14 protein-coding genes are annotated in these 21,290 nt (G+C 56.1%); 6 read left to right on the top strand and 8 right to left on the bottom strand.

All coding sequences use genetic code 11. The features are described 5' to 3' along the window. Nucleotides 1–6 precede the first annotated feature (6 nt). Genes BQ5353_RS08540 through BQ5353_RS08530 form a run of 3 tightly spaced genes read left to right on the top strand, consistent with a single transcriptional unit; the run spans nucleotide 7 to nucleotide 2,993 of the window. On the top strand, nucleotides 7–1,122 hold the full coding sequence (locus BQ5353_RS08540; protein ID WP_054331461.1) for a YjjG family noncanonical pyrimidine nucleotidase: 1,116 nt from the start codon (nucleotides 7–9) through the stop codon (nucleotides 1,120–1,122). Next, nucleotides 1,122–1,805, top strand: a complete 684-nt coding sequence (locus BQ5353_RS08535) for a M48 family metallopeptidase (protein WP_071427874.1) — start codon at nucleotides 1,122–1,124, stop codon at nucleotides 1,803–1,805. The genes BQ5353_RS08540 and BQ5353_RS08535 overlap by 1 nt, the downstream gene beginning before the upstream one ends. Before the next feature lie 30 nt (nucleotides 1,806–1,835). Further along, on the top strand, nucleotides 1,836–2,993 hold the full coding sequence (locus BQ5353_RS08530) for a hypothetical protein (protein WP_054331458.1): 1,158 nt from the start codon (nucleotides 1,836–1,838) through the stop codon (nucleotides 2,991–2,993). A 38-nt stretch (nucleotides 2,994–3,031) separates the two neighbouring features. Here BQ5353_RS08530 and BQ5353_RS08525 read toward each other — a convergent pair whose 3' ends face one another. Then, nucleotides 3,032–3,541, bottom strand: a complete 510-nt coding sequence (locus BQ5353_RS08525; protein WP_071427872.1) for an FUSC family protein — start codon at nucleotides 3,539–3,541, stop codon at nucleotides 3,032–3,034. Nucleotides 3,542–3,679: 138 nt separating this feature from the next. Further along, on the bottom strand, nucleotides 3,680–4,492 hold the full coding sequence (locus BQ5353_RS08520) for a MerR family transcriptional regulator (RefSeq protein WP_054331455.1): 813 nt from the start codon (nucleotides 4,490–4,492) through the stop codon (nucleotides 3,680–3,682). An 87-nt stretch (nucleotides 4,493–4,579) separates the two neighbouring features. Between BQ5353_RS08520 and BQ5353_RS08515 the strand changes: the two genes are divergently transcribed. Together BQ5353_RS08515 and BQ5353_RS08510 are read left to right on the top strand one after the other, a co-directional pair. Beyond that, nucleotides 4,580–5,206 carry a GNAT family N-acetyltransferase gene (locus tag BQ5353_RS08515; RefSeq protein WP_054331454.1) on the top strand — a complete coding sequence of 209 codons (627 nt, stop codon included), beginning with the start codon at nucleotides 4,580–4,582 and terminating at the stop codon, nucleotides 5,204–5,206. 183 nt (nucleotides 5,207–5,389) lie between these two features. Further along, on the top strand, nucleotides 5,390–6,274 hold the full coding sequence (locus BQ5353_RS08510) for a D-alanyl-D-alanine carboxypeptidase family protein (RefSeq protein ID WP_161802831.1): 885 nt from the start codon (nucleotides 5,390–5,392) through the stop codon (nucleotides 6,272–6,274). A 53-nt stretch (nucleotides 6,275–6,327) separates the two neighbouring features. On the opposite strand, the gene BQ5353_RS08505 is transcribed toward BQ5353_RS08510, so the two are convergent. Continuing rightward, nucleotides 6,328–7,827 carry a DUF1846 domain-containing protein gene (locus BQ5353_RS08505; protein WP_054331452.1) on the bottom strand — a complete coding sequence of 500 codons (1,500 nt, stop codon included), beginning with the start codon at nucleotides 7,825–7,827 and terminating at the stop codon, nucleotides 6,328–6,330. Nucleotides 7,828–8,596: 769 nt separating this feature from the next. Between BQ5353_RS08505 and BQ5353_RS08500 the strand changes: the two genes are divergently transcribed. Further along, nucleotides 8,597–9,733, top strand: a complete 1,137-nt coding sequence (locus BQ5353_RS08500) for a glycerate kinase family protein (protein WP_071427870.1) — start codon at nucleotides 8,597–8,599, stop codon at nucleotides 9,731–9,733. A 40-nt stretch (nucleotides 9,734–9,773) separates the two neighbouring features. Here BQ5353_RS08500 and BQ5353_RS08495 read toward each other — a convergent pair whose 3' ends face one another. The 5 genes from BQ5353_RS08495 to BQ5353_RS08475 form a co-directional block, all read right to left on the bottom strand. After that, nucleotides 9,774–11,315 (bottom strand): lipid II flippase MurJ, encoded by a 1,542-nt coding sequence (locus BQ5353_RS08495; protein ID WP_083386458.1) that lies wholly within the window; start codon nucleotides 11,313–11,315, stop codon nucleotides 9,774–9,776. Between the two features lie 1,230 nt (nucleotides 11,316–12,545). Beyond that, nucleotides 12,546–14,342: an N-acetylmuramoyl-L-alanine amidase family protein gene (locus BQ5353_RS08490; protein ID WP_054331450.1), complete on the bottom strand. Its 1,797-nt coding sequence runs from the start codon at nucleotides 14,340–14,342 to the stop codon at nucleotides 12,546–12,548. Nucleotides 14,343–14,737: 395 nt separating this feature from the next. Next, on the bottom strand, nucleotides 14,738–15,949 hold the full coding sequence (locus BQ5353_RS08485; protein WP_054331449.1) for an MFS transporter: 1,212 nt from the start codon (nucleotides 15,947–15,949) through the stop codon (nucleotides 14,738–14,740). A gap of 243 nt (nucleotides 15,950–16,192) precedes the next feature. Beyond that, a complete protein-coding gene (locus BQ5353_RS08480) occupies nucleotides 16,193–18,847 on the bottom strand; it encodes a cation-translocating P-type ATPase (protein ID WP_083386457.1) in 2,655 nt (884 codons plus the stop codon). A gap of 441 nt (nucleotides 18,848–19,288) precedes the next feature. Further along, nucleotides 19,289–21,290: SbcC/MukB-like Walker B domain-containing protein (locus BQ5353_RS08475; RefSeq protein WP_267888284.1), on the bottom strand; the 2,002-nt coding region annotated here is incomplete at its 5' end.

Genomic DNA, 21,290 nt, shown 5'->3' with positions numbered 1-21,290 from the left:
TTTTCCATGAAACCATACACTGCCTTATTGTTCGACGCCGACGGCACCCTTTTGGACTTTGAGAAGGCGGAGGAGTACTCCTTCTTCTACACCGGCAGGGAATTCGGCCTGGATCTCACCCCGGAGATGAAGAAAACCTACCATGCCATCAACAGCGCCCTGTGGGAACAGCTGGAAGAGGGGAAAATTCAAAAGCCCCAATTGGTGGTCAAGCGCTTCCAGGACCTGTTTGCCCAATATGGGCTGAAGGCCGATCCCGCCACTTTCAACACCGCCTATCTGGACAACCTAGCCCTCTGCGCCGCCCGGATTGACGGGGCCCTACAGGTGGTGAAAACCCTCTTTAAGCAGTACAAGCTGGTGCTGGTAACCAACGGGGTCTCCCGGGCCCAACACCGGCGGATGGAGGCCTCCCGCCTGGCCCCCTACTTCGACCAGGTCATTGTCTCGGAGGACGCAGGGGCGGAAAAGCCCTCCCGCCGGTACTTTGACTACATGATGGAAACCTGCGGCTTCCAGGACCCCTCCGGCCTTTTGCTCATCGGGGATTCCCTCACCGCCGACATCCGGGGCTCGGTGCAGTACGGCATCGACTGCTGTTGGTTCAACCCCCACTCCAAGCCCCGCTCCGGGGACTATTCCCCCACCTATGAGATCCACTCCCTGGAGGAGCTGTACCCCCTCTTAGGGGTGGAAGCCCCAGCCAGAACACGGGACGCCGTGCCGGAGTTTTACGGCCAAGGCTGCCGCAACAACTGCGCCGAAGCCATGCTTCTAGCCTTCTGCAAAACCCATGGGATTGACCTGCCCGCCCAGGCGGTCAAGCTGTTGGGCGGCTTTGGGGGCGGCCTTTCCACTGGCAGGACCTGCGGCGCCCTCTGCGGGGCCAACGCCGTCCTGGGATTGGTGTCGGTCCCCAACGGCCAATATGGCAAAGAGACCCCGGAGCTGAAACCCCGGACGGTCCAGCTGGTGGAGGGGTTCCAGCGTGCATTCGGCTCCTGCGACTGTGCCGACTTGAAAACCCGCTATGCCGATTGCCCCCACCACTGCCAAGAACTGCTGAAAACCACCGCCGACCTGCTGGAGGACATCCTGCTGGCCGACGGGGTGCTGGATTGATGCCCCAGCTGCGGCGGGTCTGCACCCCCCTTGGGGAAATTTCCTATACCCTGACCCGGAAAAAGGTGAAAAACCTCAACCTGCGGATCACTGGCGGTGAGGTGCGCCTCTCCGCCGGGCCGCGGGTTCCTCTCGCCCGCTGTGACCAGATGGTGGCCGAACGGGCAGGGTGGATCCAATCCTCCCTGGCCCGCCAGCAAAGCCGGGAGAGCCGGTTTTTCCTTCCCAACTGCCCCGCCGAAGGGGACGTCATTCTTTTTTTAGGAGAACCTGTGGCCCTTCATCTGTGGGATGGGGCTGCTGCCCTGCCGGGAGACAGCCTTTTTCTGCCTTCGGAGAACCCACGCAAAGCCCTGGATGATTTTTTGGCCGCCCAGTGCCGGGCGGTGATTCTCCCCTTGTGCCGGGAGGTGGAGGCCCTCTCCCCTGCCTTTCTTGCCCCAACTCCGCCGGTGGTCTCCTTCCGCCGGATGACCTCCCGCTGGGGCAGCTGTTCCCCTCAAAAGCGGCGGATCACCCTCAGCACCCGGCTCATCCACCTGCCCTTACTGGCCATCCAAGGGGTGGTCATCCACGAGTACGCCCACCTGGCGGTGCCCAACCACTCCGCCCGGTTCTACGACCTGGTCAGGCAGCTGATGCCCACCTATCCCGCCGCTGCCGCGCTGCTAAAAGGCGGGTAATCTCCCATCCCCCGAAAGGAGGGGTTCCCTTTGATCAAACGAATTCTCGCCCTCGCCCTTGCCTTTACCCTTTTGCTGGCCGGCTGTTCCCAGGGGGAGCAGAAGGAGGAGAAACCCCAGCTGGTGCTGCAAAACGCCGCCAAAGCCATCAAGGAGCATTCCGATGCGGATACGGTGGAAATCCTTGCCTTGGAGCCCGCCCCACAGCCGCCGGAGTATTACGCCCTGGTCCAGCTGACCGACGATGCCGGGGCGGTTTCCAAGCGGTTCTACCACCTCGTAAAAGGGGAAAATGCCTTTACTGTCCTCTCTCCCTATTATTTTGACAGCCAGCCGGAGATGGCCATTTCGGCCAACTATGAAATCCTGGGCAACAACACAGTGGTCTACGGGGAGATCAACTGGGGACACACCAGCTCCCGGGAAAAGGCTTTTCTCCCCATAGAGGTCTCCCGCATCGACCTGCGGCTGGAGGGCGGGGAGTTTGCCTCCGCCACCCTGTACAAGGGGGCTTACCTATGTGTGTTCAAAGGCAAAAAGGCCCCCCTCGCCCAAGCGGTGTTCTTTGACACTCCAAGGGAAGGGGAAGAACCCACTGCCTACGATTATGCCGAGGAACTGGACTACCTCCTTTCCCTCAACCCACCGCCACCGGATGGGCCCCTATACACTCAGTATGAGGAGGGGAGCGATGCCTGGTACCTGGCCCGCTATATCCATCCCTTAGCCTTTTCCGGCCTATTGACTGGGGAGAGCTGGTCACGCCCCGGGGATCTGCCCCTGGACGGCCTCCTTCGCTTTGCCGCCGGACTCCCCTCCTTGGATGAGGAGGCCGACTACACCCTCTTCTGGGACAACGAGGGGCAGAATTACCAGGTCCCTGCCGCCTACCTGGAGGGGATGATGGGCCGGTATTTCGACCTGCCGGAGGGGCTCCTGCGGGGGTCCCCCCTCTACCGGGAGGAAGAGGAGGTTTACCTGCTGCCCGCCCTGGATTTTTCTGGGGAAGCGGCCTTCTCCCTGGACCAGGTGGAATCTTTGGATGGCGGTGTCCTGCGCCTCACCTTCTCCGCTTATGGAGAGGAGCCCACCGGGGATTCCTTGCCCATCCGGGCCTATACCCTCACCGTTAAGGTGGAAGGGGGATCCTTCCAATACCTCTCCTGTACCGTTCTCCCCCTCTCTTAGAAAAAAGCGGCCCACCCGGCGATGGGCAGGCCGCTTTCTTATGATTGGTGGCTTTGTTGAGCCTCCCCTTGCGGAAGCCGGACATACCGGTTGACCAGAACAGCGATTACAATGCCGATGGTGGTCTCAATCACCCGGTTGCAGACATAGGGTAAGGCCTCGGGAATGGGTTTGAAGTTAGCGGTGTTTGCCAGAAACACGATGCAGCAGATGGAGGAGGACTCCTTAATCCCCAGCACATTGCAAAGGGTAATGAGGGCCAGTACCCCCAAAGGGAGTATGACTACATACAGCCCCTCCCGGTAGTGGGGCAGCAGATCGAAGAGAACCAGAGAAAGGTACCCGGCCGTCCCCCCGAGGACGGTGCCATAAAACCGGTGGAATCCGGTGCGCAGGCTCTTCTCCCAAGTGGGCTGCATGCAGACAATGGATGCAATGCAGGAGAAAAAAGGGCTCTCCCGATGCAGCGGGATGGAGACCAGCAAACAGAGAAATACCGCCAGTGCGCTTTTGACCGCCCGCAGCCCAGGCCGGTAGTGAATATCCATAAGGAGCCTCCTCTCAAGGGATGGGCAGGGATTGGCCCTGCCGTTTTTTCTATGGTTTATTATAGCGCGCCGGCCCTCAAAGGACAATTGTTTCCCTTCTTTTTTCTAATTTGTACAAAATAAGGTGTATATCATTTCCTAAATGTTGTTGCCAATTTTAATCATTATCTGTGTGATATATTCCTTTTCACTGGCAATTGTATAGTCGGTAAGATCACGTTCAAAGGAATATCCTATAAGCCTAAGTTTATGCTCGTCGGCATAGCTTAACATTTTTCTATATAGCTCTGGAAGCCTGCCCCACCCACCTTTCAGATAGCCGCACAGGTACGCTCCTTTTGGCTTTGTCATAAAACCGTTTTTCTTCCTATGCTCTGTTATCACGGTGTATAGGCCGTCATATTTATTAAACTCTCCTGCCTGTATTTTATCAAGGGAAAGGTAACTCCCTACACCTGCTCGATATTGCTCTGGCGACCAGACACTCTGTATATATTTAAAGACTTTTATAGGGCTATCTTCCTCAAATTCATAAGGGACGGTCAACAGGTATTCTTCTTTTAAGTCGGCTATTTCTATATGCATATCACTGATTTGCTGACAGAGCAGAAGATGTTCCCTTTTTTGGTTCAGAACTGATTTGACCGCTTTCAACTTTCGAATTTCCGTGTCAATTTCCTTTTGCTTGCGTGAAACAGTTTCAAGGAATTTCTGTTCATCGAAAGAATGGATAAAATCTTTGATTTCCTCAATGCTTAGATTGATTTCTTTCAGCATACGGATATATTCAAAATCTATGCTCTGGGAATAGTCGTAATATCTATATCCGTTTTCCCCCTTATGACATGGGGAAAACAGACCGATATAATCATAGTAGTGGAGCGTCCGTTTATTGACATTGTGTAATTTTGCAAACTGTGCGGTCGTAAGCCGCATGGTTTCTTGATTCATAAAATACCTCCTTGACATTACACCTACTGAATAGTTTACGATTAGTATATACCAGAAGAAGGCAAAAGAAAAGGAGTTTTACAGAATATGGAAAACAGCGTAAAATTAAGAGAGTTAAAGAAACGGGATTTGCCAGCATTGGAAGATGTGATAAGAAGAACTTGGAACTATGACAAATTCGCAACACCCAAGACAGCCCGTAAGCTGGCAAAGGTCTATCTTGCGACCTGCCTGACAAACCAAACTTATACGCGGATTGCAGAAGTCAATGGCGTTCCTGCGGGGCTGATTTTGGGAAAGGATATAGAAAAGCACCACTGTCCGTTAAAATACCGCCTACATCAAATATTCGCCGTATGCGGATTGCTGATTTCCAAAGAGGGACGAGGCATATTGAATTTCTATAAGAATGTAGACGATATAGACAACCAGCTCTTGAAACAGTGCAACAAGGACTATAAGGGGGAGGTTGCTCTATTTGCCCTTTCCCCCGAATACAGAGGGCTTGGAATTGGAAAAATGCTGTTCCATTCTCTATTAGCCTATATGAAAAGCCAGAGCATTAGCGATTTCTACCTTTATACTGACACGAGCTGTAATTTCGGATTTTATGAACACCAGGGCATGATACGTCAACAGCAGCATAAACATCTTGTCGATATGAAGGGGCAAAAAGGCGAACTGGAATTTTACCTTTATGACATGACTGTTTAGAAGTTTAAGATTTTTATATGAATCCTAAGAAAATTGTAACTTCCCTGTAAGGCGGCTGAAAAAAATCCTTCCGTCTTTGGTGGTACAATACTTGCAGAAGCGGCTTTTGGAGCAAGAGGGGGAAGTTGGATGGCGAGGAGAATGCATCATCGGCGGCGCAGAAGGTGGGGGTGCTTCCCCCTTTTGGCTCTGGTATGCCTCCTGCTCACTGCCGGGGTGGTTGGCAAGGCCGCACTTTTCTGCTGGGAACACCGGTCGGCCCTGGAATTCCTCCCCCGGCAGGCAGCTGTAGTCCACAAGGGGTACTACAGCCCTTACCTTCTGCTCACCCGGGTGGAGGACGGGGAAGTCCTCCTCGCCAAGAAGAGCGATTCCCCCTTTGCACCGGCTTCCCTGACCAAAATGATGACCGTCTTGGTTGCCTTAGAAAACATCCCGAACCTGGAGGAACAAGTGGAAGTCCCTCCAAAGATTTTTCCCGGCCTCTACGAGCAGGACGCCTCCCTAGCAGGCTTCCTGCCAGGTGAGCATCCGCGGGCCGTTGACCTCATCTATGGGGCACTGCTCCCCTCGGGCGGGGAGGCATCCCTGGCCTTGGCCATCCACGTCAGCGGGTCGGAGGAGGGGTTTGTTTCCCTCATGAATCAAAAAGCCCAGGCGCTGGGGATGGACCACACCCATTTTGCCAACGTCTGCGGGCTGGATGACCCCAAGCAGACAACCACCGCCCAAGACCTCACCCTCCTACTGCGTGCCGCCTTAAAAAATGAGACTTTTTATAAGGCTTTCACCAGCTCCAGCTATCTGGTCCCCCCCACGGATCTGCACCCAGAGGGGTTTGCCTTCCAAAGCACCCTGTTCAAGAAACTGGAAGATCCCACCTTCCCCGGCGGGGAAATTTTAGGGGGAAAGACCGGCTACACCCAAAAAGCCCGTCTTTGCCTGGCCAGCCTGGCAGAAAAGGATGGCACAACCTATCTTCTAATTACCGCCGGCGCCCCGGGAGATCATCAAACCCCGCCTTACCACATCTTGGACGCCCAGACGGCCTATGCCTCCCTCCCATAGACGGCATGCAAAACGAGCCCCAGCCAACCGGCCGGAGCTCGTTTTTTTATGGGTTATACATAGTAAAGGTGGGAGGACTGGTACTCGGCGTCGCTGGTGATATCCACCCCCAGCTTGCGGAAGAGCTGCTCCTCCACTTGGGAGAGCATGGCAGTGGAATGGGCCTGACAGTCCCGCAGGCCGTGGAGGTTGTCCACCGCCAGTTTAGCGATGGGATTGGTTGCACAGCAGACACAGAGGGCATTGAGGATCTCCTCCGCGGTGAGGGTGCCGTTTTTGCCCTCCAGCACTTGGGTTTTTAGGGTGATGATGGGCTCGATGACCACTGGGGAAATCAGGTGGATATCATCGGAGATTTTGGAGAGGTATTTCACCGCGTTGAGAATGCAGGCGGCGGAGGCGGTCATCAGTTCCGACCTCTTGCCGGTGATGATGGTGCCGTCGCCCAGTTCCAGGGCCACCACATGGGCGCTTTCCGCCCCAGCGTCTATCAAGGCCTCTGCCTTTTTGCGGGCGGGGAGCACCGTCTTGCGGTCGCTGACCTTGAGGCCCAGCTCATCCATCAACAGGCTGACCCTCTCAAAAGTCTCCTTGTCTACATAGCCTTTTTTGTATTCGCAAGCGGTTTTGAAATACCGGCGGATGATCTCCTGGCAGGAGGCCTCCCGCACAACCGCATCATCCACTATGCCAAATCCGATCCGGTTAACCCCCATGTCGGTGGGGGAGCGATAGGGGGATTCCCGGCCGGTGATCTTCTCGATGATCCTCTTGATTACCGGGAACATCTCCATATCCCGGTTGTAGTTGACGGCCATCTCCCCATAGGCTTCAAAGTGGAAGGAGTCGATCATGTTGACATCCTTCAAATCCGCTGTGGCAGCTTCATAGGCGATGTTAAGGGGGTGTTTCAGCGGCACATTCCACACGGGGAAGGTCTCAAACTTGGAATACCAAGCCTCTATCCCCCGCTTCTGCTCATGGTACAGCTGGCCCAGGCAAGTGGCCAATTTACCGCTGCCCGGTCCGGGGGCAGTGACCACCACAATGGGCTTGGTGGTCTCAATATAGGGGTTGGCCCCGTAGCCCTCGTCGCTGACAATGGTCTCCACATCGGTGGGGTACCCTTTGGTAGCGGTATGGGTATAGGTGCGGATGCCCCGGCGGTTGAGCTTGTTCATAAACACCCGGGTGGCGGGCTGCCCCTCATACCGGGTGACCACCACGCTGTTGATATCCAGCCCATAATCCCGCAGGTTGTCGATGAGGCGGTACACCTCCAAATCATAGGTGATGCCGTAATCATCCCGGATTTTATTCCGCTCAATATCCCCTGCGTACACACAGATGACAATTTCCGCCTGGTCTTTCAGCTTTTGCAGCAGCTTGATCTTGGCGTTTTCATCATAGCCGGGCAGCACCCGCTTGGCATGCAGGTCGTTCATCAGCTTGCCGCCAAACTCCAGATACAGCTTCTTGCAGCTGTTCACCCGCTCCAAGATAAATTTTGATTGTTCGGTCAAATACCGTTCCGAGTCAAATCCGCGCTTCATCCCATCATTCCTTTCCCCACAGTTTGAAAGCAAAGAGACTGCTGCCCCTTTGCTTTCCCACAATCCTCAAACTTGAGTTACACATTCTTTAAAAGTATAGCATTGTGCCGGGGGCAAGTAAACAGGCAAATTCACGGGATTAACGGAAATTTTTTGCTTTTTTGTGGTTTTTCTGCTCTCCTTCTTCCTCCTGTGGCCTCCAGGCCCCGCCCCATTATAGGGGTGAGGCCCCTATTTCCCTCAATTATGCAGGGCGTTACGCACCCCTGCACCCCGCGCAAGGCTTTTTGTGCGAAAAAGCCTTGAACAAAAGCGCATTTAAGGAGGGCCGAACCACTCGCGACATAGGTGAAGTCCGGCCCCCCTTAAAAACCCCCTGCTCCTGGATGGGAATACTCAGAAAAATAGACTCTTTGCAGTCTCGCGAGGGCATCCGCAGCAGCGGAAAAATCCTTCGCTCGAGGCGTTTGAAGCCTCTAAGAAGGATTTTCCGAGCGCACCCATTGTGGCGCACCGATAGGGGGACTGGGGTCTCCCCGGCGGGTTTGGTGTCGGCACGAGGGCCCCTAGAACCTGAGGCACAGGGCGGAGTGCCTGCGAAGACGAATGTAAAAGAAAATCTTACTAGGGAATGAAAAGCATAAAAGAGGAAAGATGGCGAAAAAACTATGGTTATTATTTGGCCATAGCCTAGAGTGGCAAATTCTTCCCTTCTATAAATTTTGTGGTATAATAGCCACAGAACACAGCAAGTTTGGAGGCCATTGCCATGAAAAAAGTAGTGTTGATCCCCGATTCCTTCAAGGGCACCATCTCCTCCCAGGAGGTCTGCGAGATTGTGGCCCGGCAGGTTCTCCGGTTCCATCCAGAAGCGGAGGTCATCTCCATCCCAGTGGCAGATGGCGGCGAGGGCACAGTGGATTGTTTTCTTCTTTCCCAGCCTGGGGAGCGGGTGAGCGCTCAGGTGAAGGGCCCTTATTTTGAGGATATCACCGCCGACTACGCCCTGTTGGATGGGGGTAAGACCGCTGTGGTGGAGATTGCCTCCTGTGCCGGGCTCCCCATGGTGGATGGACGCAAAAACCCCAAGATGACTACCACCTACGGGTTTGGCCAGTTGATTTTGGATGCGGCCCGCCGGGGGGCCACTCGGATTGTGGCGGCCTTAGGGGGCAGCTGCACCAATGACTGCGCCTGCGGCATGGCAGCGGCCTTAGGTGTGGCCTTCTACAACGAGGCCGGGGAGCCGTTTATCCCCACAGGAGGCAACCTCCGGGACATCCGGCGGATTGACCGGTCCGGCTTAGCCAAGGAGCTTTCGGGGGTGGAGATTGTGGCCATGTGCGACATTGACAACCCCATGTACGGCGCCACCGGAGCGGCCTATGTCTTCGGGCCTCAAAAGGGGGCGGATGGGGCTATGGTGGAGGAACTGGACCAGGGCCTTCGCCACCTTTCCCAGGTGCTCATCCGGGATTTGGGGGTAGATGTCGCCCAGCTTCCGGGGGCGGGTGCCGCAGGAGCTGCAGGAGCCGGCGTGGTGGCCTTTCTGGGCGGCTCTTTGGAGAAGGGGATCGACGTGGTGCTGGATGCGGTCAAGTTTGAAGAGCTGATCGCTGATGCAGATTTGATCTTCACCGGCGAGGGCAAACTGGACACCCAGAGCATCCGAGGCAAAGTGGTGGTAGGGGTCTCCCGCCGGGCCAAAGACAGCGGGGTTCCGGTTATCGCCATTGTCGGGGACGTGGGTGACGGCATCGGCGCCGTCTACGACCTGGGGGTCTCAGCGGTATTCAGCACCAACCAGATAGCCGTTCCCTTTGAAGAGGCCCGGCTGCGGGCCAAAGAAGATCTAGCCGCCACTGCGGAAAATGTGGCGCGTTTTGCCCAGCTTTTTACCCGGTAAAAAACCGCCTCCACTCCCATGGGAGTGGAGGCGGTTTCCCTTATGCCCGCTCCAAAAGCTTCTTCAAATACCGGGAAAAACGGATCCCCTGGAACCGCAATCCCAACAGATAGCTGACCCCACAAATCGCGGTAGCCGCCAGCACCGCCACCGCCGGAGAGAACCCCATAGCTATCGCCTTAAGGTACCCCATCCGGCAGAGGATACCCGCCAACGCGGCGGAGAGGAAGGGCGTGGCCATCCAGTTTTTCCATTGGGGGGAAAGCTGGATGCGGTCTTTGACCCACATCCCGGTGAGCAACGCACCCACAATGTCGCAGACAGCAGTGCCAAAAGCAAACCCAGCCAAGCCGTACCGGGGCAGCAGCCAAAAGACCACCCCCAGCTGGCTGACACCCACCATCACATTGCTCAGCGCCGCCCGCTTTTGCAGGCCGATGCCGCTGAGCACACAATAGAAAATAGAGTGGTAAAAGGCAAATAGGGTGGAGACGGCTAAAAACAGCATCTGGTCCCCGGCCATAGGGTGGTCATACAAAAGGGTGCAGATGGGCTTGCCCACCGCCAGCATCAAGGCCGTGGCCGGGCAGACCACCAAGCCGGTCACCTGGATGGCCTTCCCCGCCTTGCGCCGCACATCCCCTTGGTTGCCTGCGGCCGCCCCTTGGGAGATGCGGGGGACCAGCACGGTGGTCAATGGAAACAGCAGGGCTGACGGGAGGGTGAGCAAAGGCATGGTCATCCCAAAGACGGCGCCGAACGCCTCCATGGCGGCAGTGCTGTCCATCCCGAACCGGATCAGCTGCCGGGGGATCAGCACGGTGGTTGCCGAGCCGATCAAGTTGCCTGCCACCCCGGCAACCGCGATGGGCAGAGCCTCCCCGGCGATCCGGAAGAGGAGAGGGCTCTGGACCATGGCGGGAACCGGGCTCCTGCGCAGGATCAGCCTCCGGTAAAAAATGGTCAGCAGGGTGACGCTGACAATCTCGCTGAACACCATCCCTAGGACGATCAGTGCCGCTCCATCCGCCGGGTCGGCCGGCCGCATCAACAAGAGGAGGGATAATACAAAAAAGATCCGGCAGGCTTGCTCGGAGATCTCCGACACAATGGGAGGATACACATTCTTCGACCCGTGAAAACAGGACTTGTAAATATTCTCAAACCCGGTCAAAAACAAACAGGGCAGCAATAGCAGCAGGGCTTTGCGGGTGTCCAAATCCCCTAAAATCCCCTCGGCTATGGCATAGGAACCAAACAAAAACGGCACACCCGCCAGGCAGAACAGCATGAAAAATAAGGTCTGGGCGCTGGATACCACCGATGGGGTCAAATCCCGCCGGCCCAGGGCGGAGAACTCTGAGACCGTCTTGGTCACCGCCATCGAGATCCCGGAAAGGGCCAGCGCCGACAGCACCGAGTAAGCCCCCATCACCAATTGATGGATGCCCATGGCTTTGGCCCCGGCCAGCCGCACCAAGGCGATGCGGTAGAAAAAGCCCATCAGCTGCAGCACCGAGGCCGAAATGGTCAGCAGCATGGCATTGTAGAACACCGATTTTTTGCGGATAGTAGGAATCAATAGGCTCGCCCCCCTAAGGGATACCTATTCAAGTTGCCCTGCGGTCATGCCTATTTTCTTTTGTGGGGCACACGCCCATACTCGGATACAAGGGGCTATGCCTGTCCCTTAGACCCTAGGCCATCTATTCAAGATTCCATCTTGGAATTGGCTTGTGGGGGTGCGCACCCCCACACCCGCGCAAGGTTTTTTATGCGAAAGAAACCTTAGCCCAACTACGTTGTGCTCTCGAAAAGCGCATTTAAGGGGGGCCGAACTGCTCGCGGCACAGTCGAAGTCAGTACGGTCAGCGTTAGCTGACTGTGCCCCCTTAAAAATCCCCCTCTGCCAACATTGGCATAAAATTACAAACTGTCTCATTTTTACAACCTCATCATAGACAATACAGTGGTACACTTATATTTAATATATAGTGAGTCGAATCGAGGGGAGAACATGCAAAAAACAAAGCATTTTGGACTGCGGATAGAACCTATCATTCATACAAAATTGTTTTATATTTCTCAGTATGAGGGTCGCTCCATCAATAGGCAAATACTTTATTTGATTCAGAAGTGTATTCGTGAGTTCGAAGAAATACATGGTACAATTCCATTAATTGATGAAAAAATATAATTTAGATTGATTTATCTGTTGTTTCCTGGGGCTTCCAGCCCTCACACCCCAAGGCAAGATTGCAACTTGCAATTGGTTTGTGGGGGTACGCACCCCCACGCCCGCGCAAGGCTTTTTGTGCGAAAAAGCCTTGACCAAAAGCGCATTTAAGAGGGGCCGAACCACTCGCGACACAGGCGAAGTCCGGCCCCCCTTAAAAATCCCCCTCTACAAAAGGCGGTTATTCCGAAAAGCAAGCTTCTCGCAGCCCCGCGAGGGCATCCGCGCAGCGGAAAAATCCTTCGCCTGAGGCGTGGAGAGCCTCTAAGAAGGATTTTCCGAGCGTGCCTATTGTGGCGAAGTTGGGGGGCCGGGGTCTCCCCGGCGGGTTTTGCTTCCTTTTATCCGTATAAAAGGAAGTGCCGGGGGTTTTAGGGGCCGGCACGAGGGCCCCTTGTACCTGCCGGGTGCAGGGCGGAGCGCCTGCAAAACCACTGCAAGATGGAATCTTGCCCTGTGCCTGGGGTCTTAGGGGCAGGCATAGCCCCTTAAAACCAAGGTGTGGGGACCCGTACCCCCACAAAAAAAGAGCAGAGCCCCCTGTGTTGGGGCTCCGCTCTTAGGAGAAAATTGTCGTTACAAAGAGGCGAGGATGGCATCTGCAACCGCATTGGCTGTTTTAAACTGGCCTTCGGGGCTGCAAATTTCATCATACTCCACTGGGTTGGAGATAAAGCCCATCTCCACCAGGACGGAAGGCGCATAGCTGTTGAGGGTCACACGGTAGGCAGAGTATTTGGCCCCGCGGTTGGTACGGCCGTTGTAGCTGGCCACCTTTTCAGAGATGGCAGCAGCAAAATTCTTAGAAAGATCCTCATAATAATAGACCTCGGTGCCGCTGGGCTTGCCAGCATCCACTGTGACACCCACGCTGTTGCAGTGCAGGGAGACAAAGAAATCGGCCTTTTCCTCCATGGCTTCCCCCATCCGGGCATTGTTGGTGGTGTAAGTATCCTTGTTCCGGGCCAAGATGACTTTAGCCCCCAGGGACTCCAGGCGGTTTTTGGTGGTGAGCACAGTGGCGAGAGTCAAAGTGTTCTCAGTGGGGCCGCCTTTGACACCCGCTGTGCCCAGGGCGCCCACATCGGTTCCACCATGACCGGCATCTAAGGCGACGGTGATCCCTTTGAGGGGTCGGTCAGAATCCGAGGACTTCTTGGGCGGGTATTTAAAGTAGAGTGTGGTCTCCCCTTCCTCGTTATACTCCACGTTGTAGCCCCACAGATTGGAAGCGCTGGGCATGGTAAAGGTGATCTCACATACGCCGTTCCCCTTGTTGTTCACTGTGATGTCGGTGAAGATGTTGCTGACCTCCGCATTGAGGGAGCCCACTCCAGTGGTGTTGTACAGGGTGAGAATCACTTTGTTGCCGTTCCACTCGGCGGTGAAAGGGGCGTTGGCCGTGCCTTCCAAGATGTATTTTTCCCCTTTGGAATCGCTGTCAAACCCGATGGAAGAGACTTCGTTCCAATAACCGGGTGCGCCGGTTTGGGGGGTGACCAAATTTTTAGAGACCCAGGCTCCCATGCCCAGCTGGTACATGGTGTCATTTTGGCCGATAACCCGGTCGGTGGTGCCCATCCGCAGGATGGAGACAAAATTACTGCTTGTATCCCCCTTGGCATAGGTGGCGGTGGCGTTCTGGTTGGCTTTGACCACCAAAGTGGCACCCGACCCAATGGAGAACAGGTTCCCCGCGGAGGTATAGGTGGAGGTCTTGCCGTTGTAGTTCATGGTATAGGTCACCTTGCCCAGGTTCACTGTCTGGTTCGCATTGGAATTTGGAACAGTGTAACTGCCGGAGAAGTTGGCGGCAACCCCTTTTTTGGCCGTGGACACATCCTGGCTCAGATAGACGGTTTGGCCGCCCACATTGGCACTAACCGAGGCGCCGGAAGGAGCTACGCACTTGATCTTGATGGTTTTCCCAGCGGGAAAGGCGTTGTCATAGGTGGGGAATGGGTTGGTCAAATAACTGGTGGTGGACACGTCCAAATAGGCGGCAGAAGCCACCCGGGTCAGAGTCACCGAATCGGTGGCGTCGCCGTTTTGGAAGTTGAAGACATTGTCCCCCAGTTCCAGGGAGACAAACACCCCAAAGCTGCCGTACTTGCCGCGGTTTGTCACCTGCTGGCCGTTGACATACAAGCTTTCGTTAGGGTTGGAGGTGCCGGTGATATAATACGTCGCACTGGTGACCTTGATGTCTTGGGCAGGCTTCTGCACCGCCAGCTTCTGGGAGACTTTGGTCGATACCCCCGTGTTGGTCACCGAGTCCATGTCGTTGTAATTGGCCGCATAGGCGGTAGTGGGCGCTGCTGCCATGGCCACCGCCAAGGTCAGCGCGGCAATGCGCGAAATAAACTGATTCATAACAATCCTCTCCATTGGTCAGGCGCGGCAAAACCGCGCAGGTGACTGCTCTAGTTATGCCCTCATACTAACACAGGTTGCGCAAAAGGAAAAGGGCATTTGTGGGAATATTTCGTGAATTTGTCATACTTTTGGTAGAATATACACGATTTATTCCAATTTGTTTCCGTTTTCCCTGTTGTCAAATCCTTCCCTTTGTCCTTTATACAGTGTCATCCAACCGCTTAATTGTTGCCCCATTTACAGATTTTCCCGCAAAAAGCGGGGGGCATACCGCCCCCCGCTTTTTCTATTCCATTTTAAAACGGCACACTGACCAGAATATCCGACTGGGCTCCCAGCTCAGGAAACGCTTCCCGTGAGGGAGATCTCTTTCTCCAAGAATCACAGCACTATCATTGGGCCACAACTTGTTTGCGGTCCATACGGTAATAGACAATGGATGCCAGGGTGCTGACTCCCAGGGTAGCCGCGGCAAAAAAGAAAGCCAGCCTGGGCCCTGCTGAGTACATAAAACCGGCGAACAGAGAACCAAAGATGCCGCCCAAAGATTTGGTTGCGTTGTAGAAGCCCATTACCAGGTTGGAATCCCCGCCTTTGGCCTTTGCCGCCACCAGATTCTGAGAGATGGGGAGGGTGATGGCGTTGAGGGCAAAGAACACGATGCTCATGGCGAAGAAGGGAATCACATCCTCTGACACCGCAACGACGGAAATGGCCGCAGCACTGCTTGCCAGCACAAAAATCACCGAACGCTTCACATTGGTTTTCCTCATGATCCACATACAGATCGTGGCGTTGGCCACCAGGGCAACAATGCCAACCACCCCTTTTACAAGGCCATTGTAAGCGGATGTAAAGCCGAATTGATCCTTAATGAAGTAGTTGAAGCACTGCTCAAATGCGTTATACCCCAACTGCTGGAAGGTGGTCATGGCAAACAAGACGGCAAACAGCACCGTCATAAAATTTCGCCCTGCCAGGAAAGCCGAAAAGGGGTTGGCCTGCCGGGCGATATCACCGACGGTGAGGGTGTGAATATCCTCGGTGGTATCATCCTTACAGGTGATGAACAGCAGCACACCGCAAGCAGCCAACAGCGTAGACTGGGCCAGGAAGGGGACCATAATATTGATCTCTCCCAGGAGGCCGCCCACCAGATAGCCAAAAGCACCGGCCACACTTTGGACGGTAGCTAAAATAGTCAGATTTTGGCCTCTCTCCTCATCCGAGGAACAGTTTACCACATATGTCATCATGCTGACAAAGGTGGCGCCGGTGAAAATACCCGCAAAGCCCCGGGCCACCACCACCATCGCCTCAGTGCGGGCAAAGCCGAACATCAGCTGGCCGATGCCGTAGCCGATGCCGCCGATGAGCATCGACCGCCGGCTGGAGATATAGCCGGTGATCTTGCCCCAGAAGGGGGAAAACAGAAAATTGACCGTCATCATAGCGGATAGGGCCACGCCAAACATATAGTCGTTGAGCCCATATTCCTTAATGAAGGAAGGGGTCACCGGGTGAGCGAAGCTGGCTGCCACATAAAAAACGGCACAGATGACGAAAAATAAGCGCATGTTGGCTTTTTCTCCCGACTGGTTCATAAAGAGGACTCCTCTCTCTTCTTTCGATTTTTTATTATTTCACCGCACCTGGCACAGATAGAGGCGTATCCCCACCTGTTTGAAAAATAGGCATGTATCTATTCTACTGCGTTTTACGGCCATAGGCAAGCCTTATTGCAAATTTCTCCGGCATTGGAACAAACAAAAAGGCCCCTACTCCCGGGGGGAGAGAGGCCTTTTTGCTTCATCTATCAGGGATTTCCAAGAGAAAAGGAAAAGAGGTTAGCGTTTCACCACTTTTTTGACCAAAACCACAATCTCGTGAACCAGCAGAGGTACACAGGCGAAAGCAGCCAGCTCCAGCCACTCGGTCATAGAGAGGGCAACAGTGCCAAACACCTGGCAGAGGAAGGGGATTTCGGTCACGGCCACCTGAAGGCCCAGGCCGATCACAAAGGCCAGCAGCATCACCTTGTTGGAGAAGGGCTTTGTCTGGAAGATGCTGTGCTCAGTGTCCCGCATACCAAAGGCGTGGAACAGCTGGCTCATCGCCAGGGTGACGAAAGCATAAGTCTGGGCATGGACGAGGATGTCGGGGTTCTCCAGCATCAGCTTGATGCCCGAAAGGTTGATAGCCATACCCGCATCTGTCAGATGTTTGACAGGGGAGTACAGGAAAGCAGTCAGGGTCAAGCCGCCGATAACCAGGCCGTAGAGGATGGCCAGCGCCATACCGCCATGGGCGAACAGGCTCTCGTTGGGGTCGCGGGGAGCTTTGTCCATAATGCCTTTTTCCTTGTTGTCCACGCCGAGGCCAAGGGCAGGCAGGGAGTCGGTGATCAGGTTGACCCACAGGATGTGGATGGCCTGAAGAGGAGCTGCCAAGCCAGCGATAATGGAGGTGAACATGGTAAGCACCTCACCGAAGTTGGAGGACAGCAGGAACAGCACCGATTTTTTGATGTTGTTGTAGATGGAACGGCCCTCTTCCACCGCAGCGCGGATGGTGGCAAAGTTGTCATCGGTGAGGACCATATCAGCAGCGCTCTTGGAGACGTCGGTGCCGGTGATGCCCATGGCCACGCCGATGTCGGCGGTCTTCAGGGAGGGTGCGTCGTTGACGCCGTCGCCGGTCATCGAGACGATGTAGCCGTGGGACTGGAAGGCTTTGACGATCATCACCTTGTGCTCAGGGGAAACACGGGCGAACACCCGCAGGCTGTTGACCTTGGCATTGAGTTCCTCCTGGGTCATCTTAGAGAGGTCTGCGCCGGTGATGCACTGGTCGTCGCTGTCGGCGATGCCCAGTTCTTTGGCGATGGCAAGGGCGGTGTCCTTGTGGTCGCCGGTGATCATAATGGTGCGGATAGAAGCTTTCTTAAAGTCAGCGACAGCGCCTTTGGCCTCGGGGCGCGGGGGGTCGATCATGCCGACCAGGCCCACGAAGGTGAGGTTTTCCTCCTCAGCAGCCATGTTGTCCTCGCGGATGGCCAGAGCCAGCACACGCAGAGCCAGAGTAGCCATCTGGGAGGCGCCGGCAGAGATCTTGTTCAGATCCTCCTGGGTGATGGGACGGGTCACACCGTTCTCCAGGATGTGGGTACAGTGGGAAAGGAGCACGTCGGTGGCGCCTTTGGTATAGCTGACCACCCGGCCAGAAGGCTCTTTATGGACAGTGGTCATCATCTTCCGGCCAGAATCAAAGGCTTGCTCCGCCACACGGGGCTGGGTGGTTTCCATCTCCTCCCGGGCCATGCCGAAGGGCACGCCCATATCCAGGAGAGCGATCTCGGTGGGGTCACCGATCTTGGAACCGCCGGCAATGGAGGCGTCATTGCAGAGGATAAAGCCTTTGAGGAAAGTTTCATCGGCCTTGGGGTCCAAATCCTTCACGTCTTTGGACTGGCCGTTGACGTATACATGGGTGACGGTCATGCGGTTCTGGGTCAGGGTACCGGTTTTATCGGAGCAGACCACGCTGACAGCGCCCAGGGTCTCTACAGCGGGCAGGCGGCGGACAATGGTGTTGACCTTGACCATCCGCTGGACACCCAGGGCCAGAACGATGGCCACAACAGCAGGCAGGCCCTCGGGGATGGCGGCTACCGCCAGGGAGATTGCGGTGAGCAGCATCTCCATGACATCACGCTGCTGCCATACGGCGATGCCGAACAGCGCCACACAGATGAGGACAGCCAGGCCGCCCAGAAGCTTGCCCAGGTCGGCAAGACGCTTCTGCAGGGGGGTCATCTCATCTTTGGCTTCGCTGATCATCTGGGCGATCTTGCCGATCTCGGTGTCCTCAGCAGTGGCGACAACCACGCCTTCACCACGGCCGTAGGCCACGCTGGTGGAGGAGTAAGCCATGTTGATCCGGTCGCCGATGCCAACTTCTTTGTCAGCCACATAATCGGCGTGTTTTTCAACCGGTACCGATTCGCCGGTGAGGGCGGATTCCTCAATCTTCAGGTTGACCGTGCTGGTCAGCCGCAGGTCGGCGGGGATAATGCGGCCGGCATCCAGCACAACCACGTCGCCCACTACCAAATCCTTGGCGGGGATTTCCACCACATTGCCGCCCCGTTTGACCAGGGCGTAGGGGCTGGAGAGCTTTTTCAGGGCTTCCAGGGCCTTTTCCGCTTTCGCTTCCTGGAACATGCCGATGAAAGCGTTGAGCAGCACCACCACCAGGATGATGCAGGCGTCGCCCACCTCTTTGAGGAGGATGGAAACGGCTGCCGCTGCAAACAGGATATAGATCATGGGGTCGTTGAGTTGGGAGAGGAAGATCTGGAGCTTGGTTTTGCCTTTCTTCTCCTTCAGCTCATTGGGGCCGTTTTCCTGAAGGCGCTTGGCAGCCTCCTCAGGGGTCAAGCCCTGGGACAGGTCGGTGCGGAGCTCTTTCTCCGCCTCTTGTACGCTCTTTTGATACATCATACACACGCATCCTTTTCTTGTCTGATTGTATGCCTCGGTTCGAATGGCGTAAAAAAACAAGACTCTAAAGCATTTCAAAAACGCTCTAAAAGTCTTGTTACCTAAACGGACCGCAGACCAGGACTGCATACAATCCACGATGTTGATCTACAGTTTAAAACTACTCCCTTTTAGATACCCCGGCAGGTATCAGAAGCCTCATTTAATTTACAGTAATACTATAATCGCTTTTCACAATTTTGTCAACTGTTTTTTGGAAAAAATGTTGGAGGCATTTTCTTGGAGAAGAGGTGTACATCCGGTGGGGAGATGGCCAAGACTTTCTATCCGGCCGCCTGTCAGCTTCCATCCAGGGGAAACTACAGCGGCTTTCCCTCTTACTATGCCCGATTTTGAGAGGGGCTAATCCCAGGGGGGTAAAAAGGAGTGGGGGAGTTTCCCTCACCCCCCGACAACCTCCACCGAGCTGCCGCTGGATCCCTTCTTGACCAAAATTTTCTGCTCAATCCGCTCTTTGAGCTCTGCCACATGGGAGATGATGCCCACCAGGCGGTTCCCCCCGGCCAAGCTCGCCAGGGCGGAGATGGCCTGTTCCAGCGATTCGGAATCCAGGGAGCCGAACCCTTCGTCCACAAACATGGCGTCGATCTGTACCCCGCCCGCGTGGCTCTGGATCACGTCCGAAAGGCCCAAGGCCAGGGAAAGGGCCGCCTTGAAGGACTCCCCTCCGGAGAGGGAACGCACCGACCGCACTCGGCCGGTGTAGTGATCCAGCACATCCAGTTCCAGGCCGGACTGGCTTCGCAAGTCGGCAGCCTGTTCCTTGCGAAGCAGCTGATACCGCCCACCGGTCATGGAATCCAGCCGCAGGTTGGCCCGTTCCACCACCTGGCCGAAATAGGCTGCCTGTACATATTGTTCAAAGGCGATCTTCTGCTTGCCGGGCAGCTCCCCGCTGGCGGTGCGGGACAGGTCCCGGACCATGGCGTACCGGCGATCCAGCTCCCCCCGCTGGCGGAACAGAACCTGGGCCTTGTCGTAGGCCGACCGGTTGTGGGTTAGACGGGTGTCCTCCGCCCGTTCGGCGGCGGCCAGGCGGGCCCGCGTTTCCCGCGCCAATGCAAGGCGGGCGGACAGTTCCTCCCGGTCCATGACCTTCCCCTCCCCACTGTGGGCAGCCAGGGTCTTTTCCCGCTCCTGGGCGGCGGCTAAGGCCAGCTGGTACTGATTCAGCTGCTGCTGTACCTGGGCGAACTCCTCTCCCCGGTCCATGTAGGCGGCAAAACCCTCCTCGGTGAGGGAATCGGCCACAAGGCCCGCTAAAAACACTGCCCGGGCCGATTGGGCTTTCCGAGCGGCCTCTTGCTCGCGGCGGGCCGCTTCCTCCCACACCGCCCGCAGGAAGTAGAGATCCTTTTCCGCCGCCGCCAAGGCCTTCTGGGATTCCTCCAACTTCCTACAGGCGGCCTCCAAATCCTCTTCCCAGGCGCACAGCACCTGTTCCGCTTGCTGACGGGAGGGGTATTCCAAATGGGAAGTGAGCTCCCGAAGCCGGCTTTCCACCCCGGCAAATTGGGAGGAAGCGGCTTCCTGGCGGGCCTGGGTTTCCTGCCGCTGCCGCTCCAGTTCCCCCTTCCGGGACCGGGCCGCGGACAATTCCGCCAGCCCTTCCCCACGCCGCCGCACCTGGGAAGAAAGGGATTCTTTCTTTTTCTCCAAGCGGGCGAGTTCTTCCTCCGCCCCGGCGATACAGGTGGTAATCCGCTCCATGAGGGCTGACAACTTGCCCCCAGCCGGGTCCTCGGGGAAGAGCTCCTCTACCCGCCGGCGCAAGGCCTCTACCATGGCCTTGCTTTTGGCGTCCAGCTTGCCGGCCTCCAGGGAGGCCTCCTGGGCGGCGGCTGAGGCCCGTTCTCTCTCTTGGCGGGCCTGTTTCAGATCCTCCTCGCCGGGAGCCCCGCCGGGCATCTGTGCGGGCCGGGGATGACGGAGGGAACCGCATACCGGGCAAGGCTCCCCCTCCCGGAGGGAACCGGCCAGCACCCCGGCCTGTGCCTGGAGGAACTGGTCCTCCAATTGGTCACAGCGGGCCCGCTTGCCTGAAAAATCCTCCTGGGCCTGCCGGAACCTCTGCTGGGCCTCTTTCAGCCGGCGGTTCTGATCCCGCAGGGCGGCGCAGTCCTCTTTGGCGGCGGCGGCCTTTTGCCACAGTTTCTTTTTCTCGGCGATGGCATGCTCCACCTCCACCAGGGCGGCCTCCGCCCCAAAGAGGGTTTCCAATTCCCCTTCCAGCTTGGCGATGACCTTGGAGGTTTCCTCCTCCTGCCCGGCGAGGGCCGCCGTATCCGACCGCCACTGGGTCAGCTCTTTTTCCCGTTCTTTCTTCTCCCTTTCCAGCTCCTCCACCTGGCGGTACACCGGCAGCTGGGGGGAGAGGCGGGCG

Source organism: Merdimmobilis hominis, assembly GCF_900104615.1.
In the GTDB taxonomy this organism is placed as follows: domain Bacteria; phylum Bacillota; class Clostridia; order Oscillospirales; family Ruminococcaceae; genus Merdimmobilis; species Merdimmobilis hominis.
Note: the sequence above shows the minus strand (reverse complement) of the source record. Positions and strands in the feature narration are given on the sequence as shown.

Coding starts and splice junctions, on each gene's coding strand:
- BQ5353_RS08540 (WP_054331461.1), top strand. CDS start 7: ATGAAACCATACACTGCCTTATTGTTCGACGCCGACGGCACCCTTTTG.
- BQ5353_RS08535 (WP_071427874.1), top strand. CDS start 1,122: ATGCCCCAGCTGCGGCGGGTCTGCACCCCCCTTGGGGAAATTTCCTAT.
- BQ5353_RS08525 (WP_071427872.1), bottom strand. CDS start 3,541: ATGGATATTCACTACCGGCCTGGGCTGCGGGCGGTCAAAAGCGCACTG.
- BQ5353_RS08520 (WP_054331455.1), bottom strand. CDS start 4,492: ATGAATCAAGAAACCATGCGGCTTACGACCGCACAGTTTGCAAAATTA.
- BQ5353_RS08515 (WP_054331454.1), top strand. CDS start 4,580: ATGGAAAACAGCGTAAAATTAAGAGAGTTAAAGAAACGGGATTTGCCA.
- BQ5353_RS08505 (WP_054331452.1), bottom strand. CDS start 7,827: ATGAAGCGCGGATTTGACTCGGAACGGTATTTGACCGAACAATCAAAA.
- BQ5353_RS08500 (WP_071427870.1), top strand. CDS start 8,597: ATGAAAAAAGTAGTGTTGATCCCCGATTCCTTCAAGGGCACCATCTCC.
- BQ5353_RS08490 (WP_054331450.1), bottom strand. CDS start 14,342: ATGAATCAGTTTATTTCGCGCATTGCCGCGCTGACCTTGGCGGTGGCC.
- BQ5353_RS08485 (WP_054331449.1), bottom strand. CDS start 15,949: ATGAACCAGTCGGGAGAAAAAGCCAACATGCGCTTATTTTTCGTCATC.
- BQ5353_RS08480 (WP_083386457.1), bottom strand. CDS start 18,847: ATGATGTATCAAAAGAGCGTACAAGAGGCGGAGAAAGAGCTCCGCACC.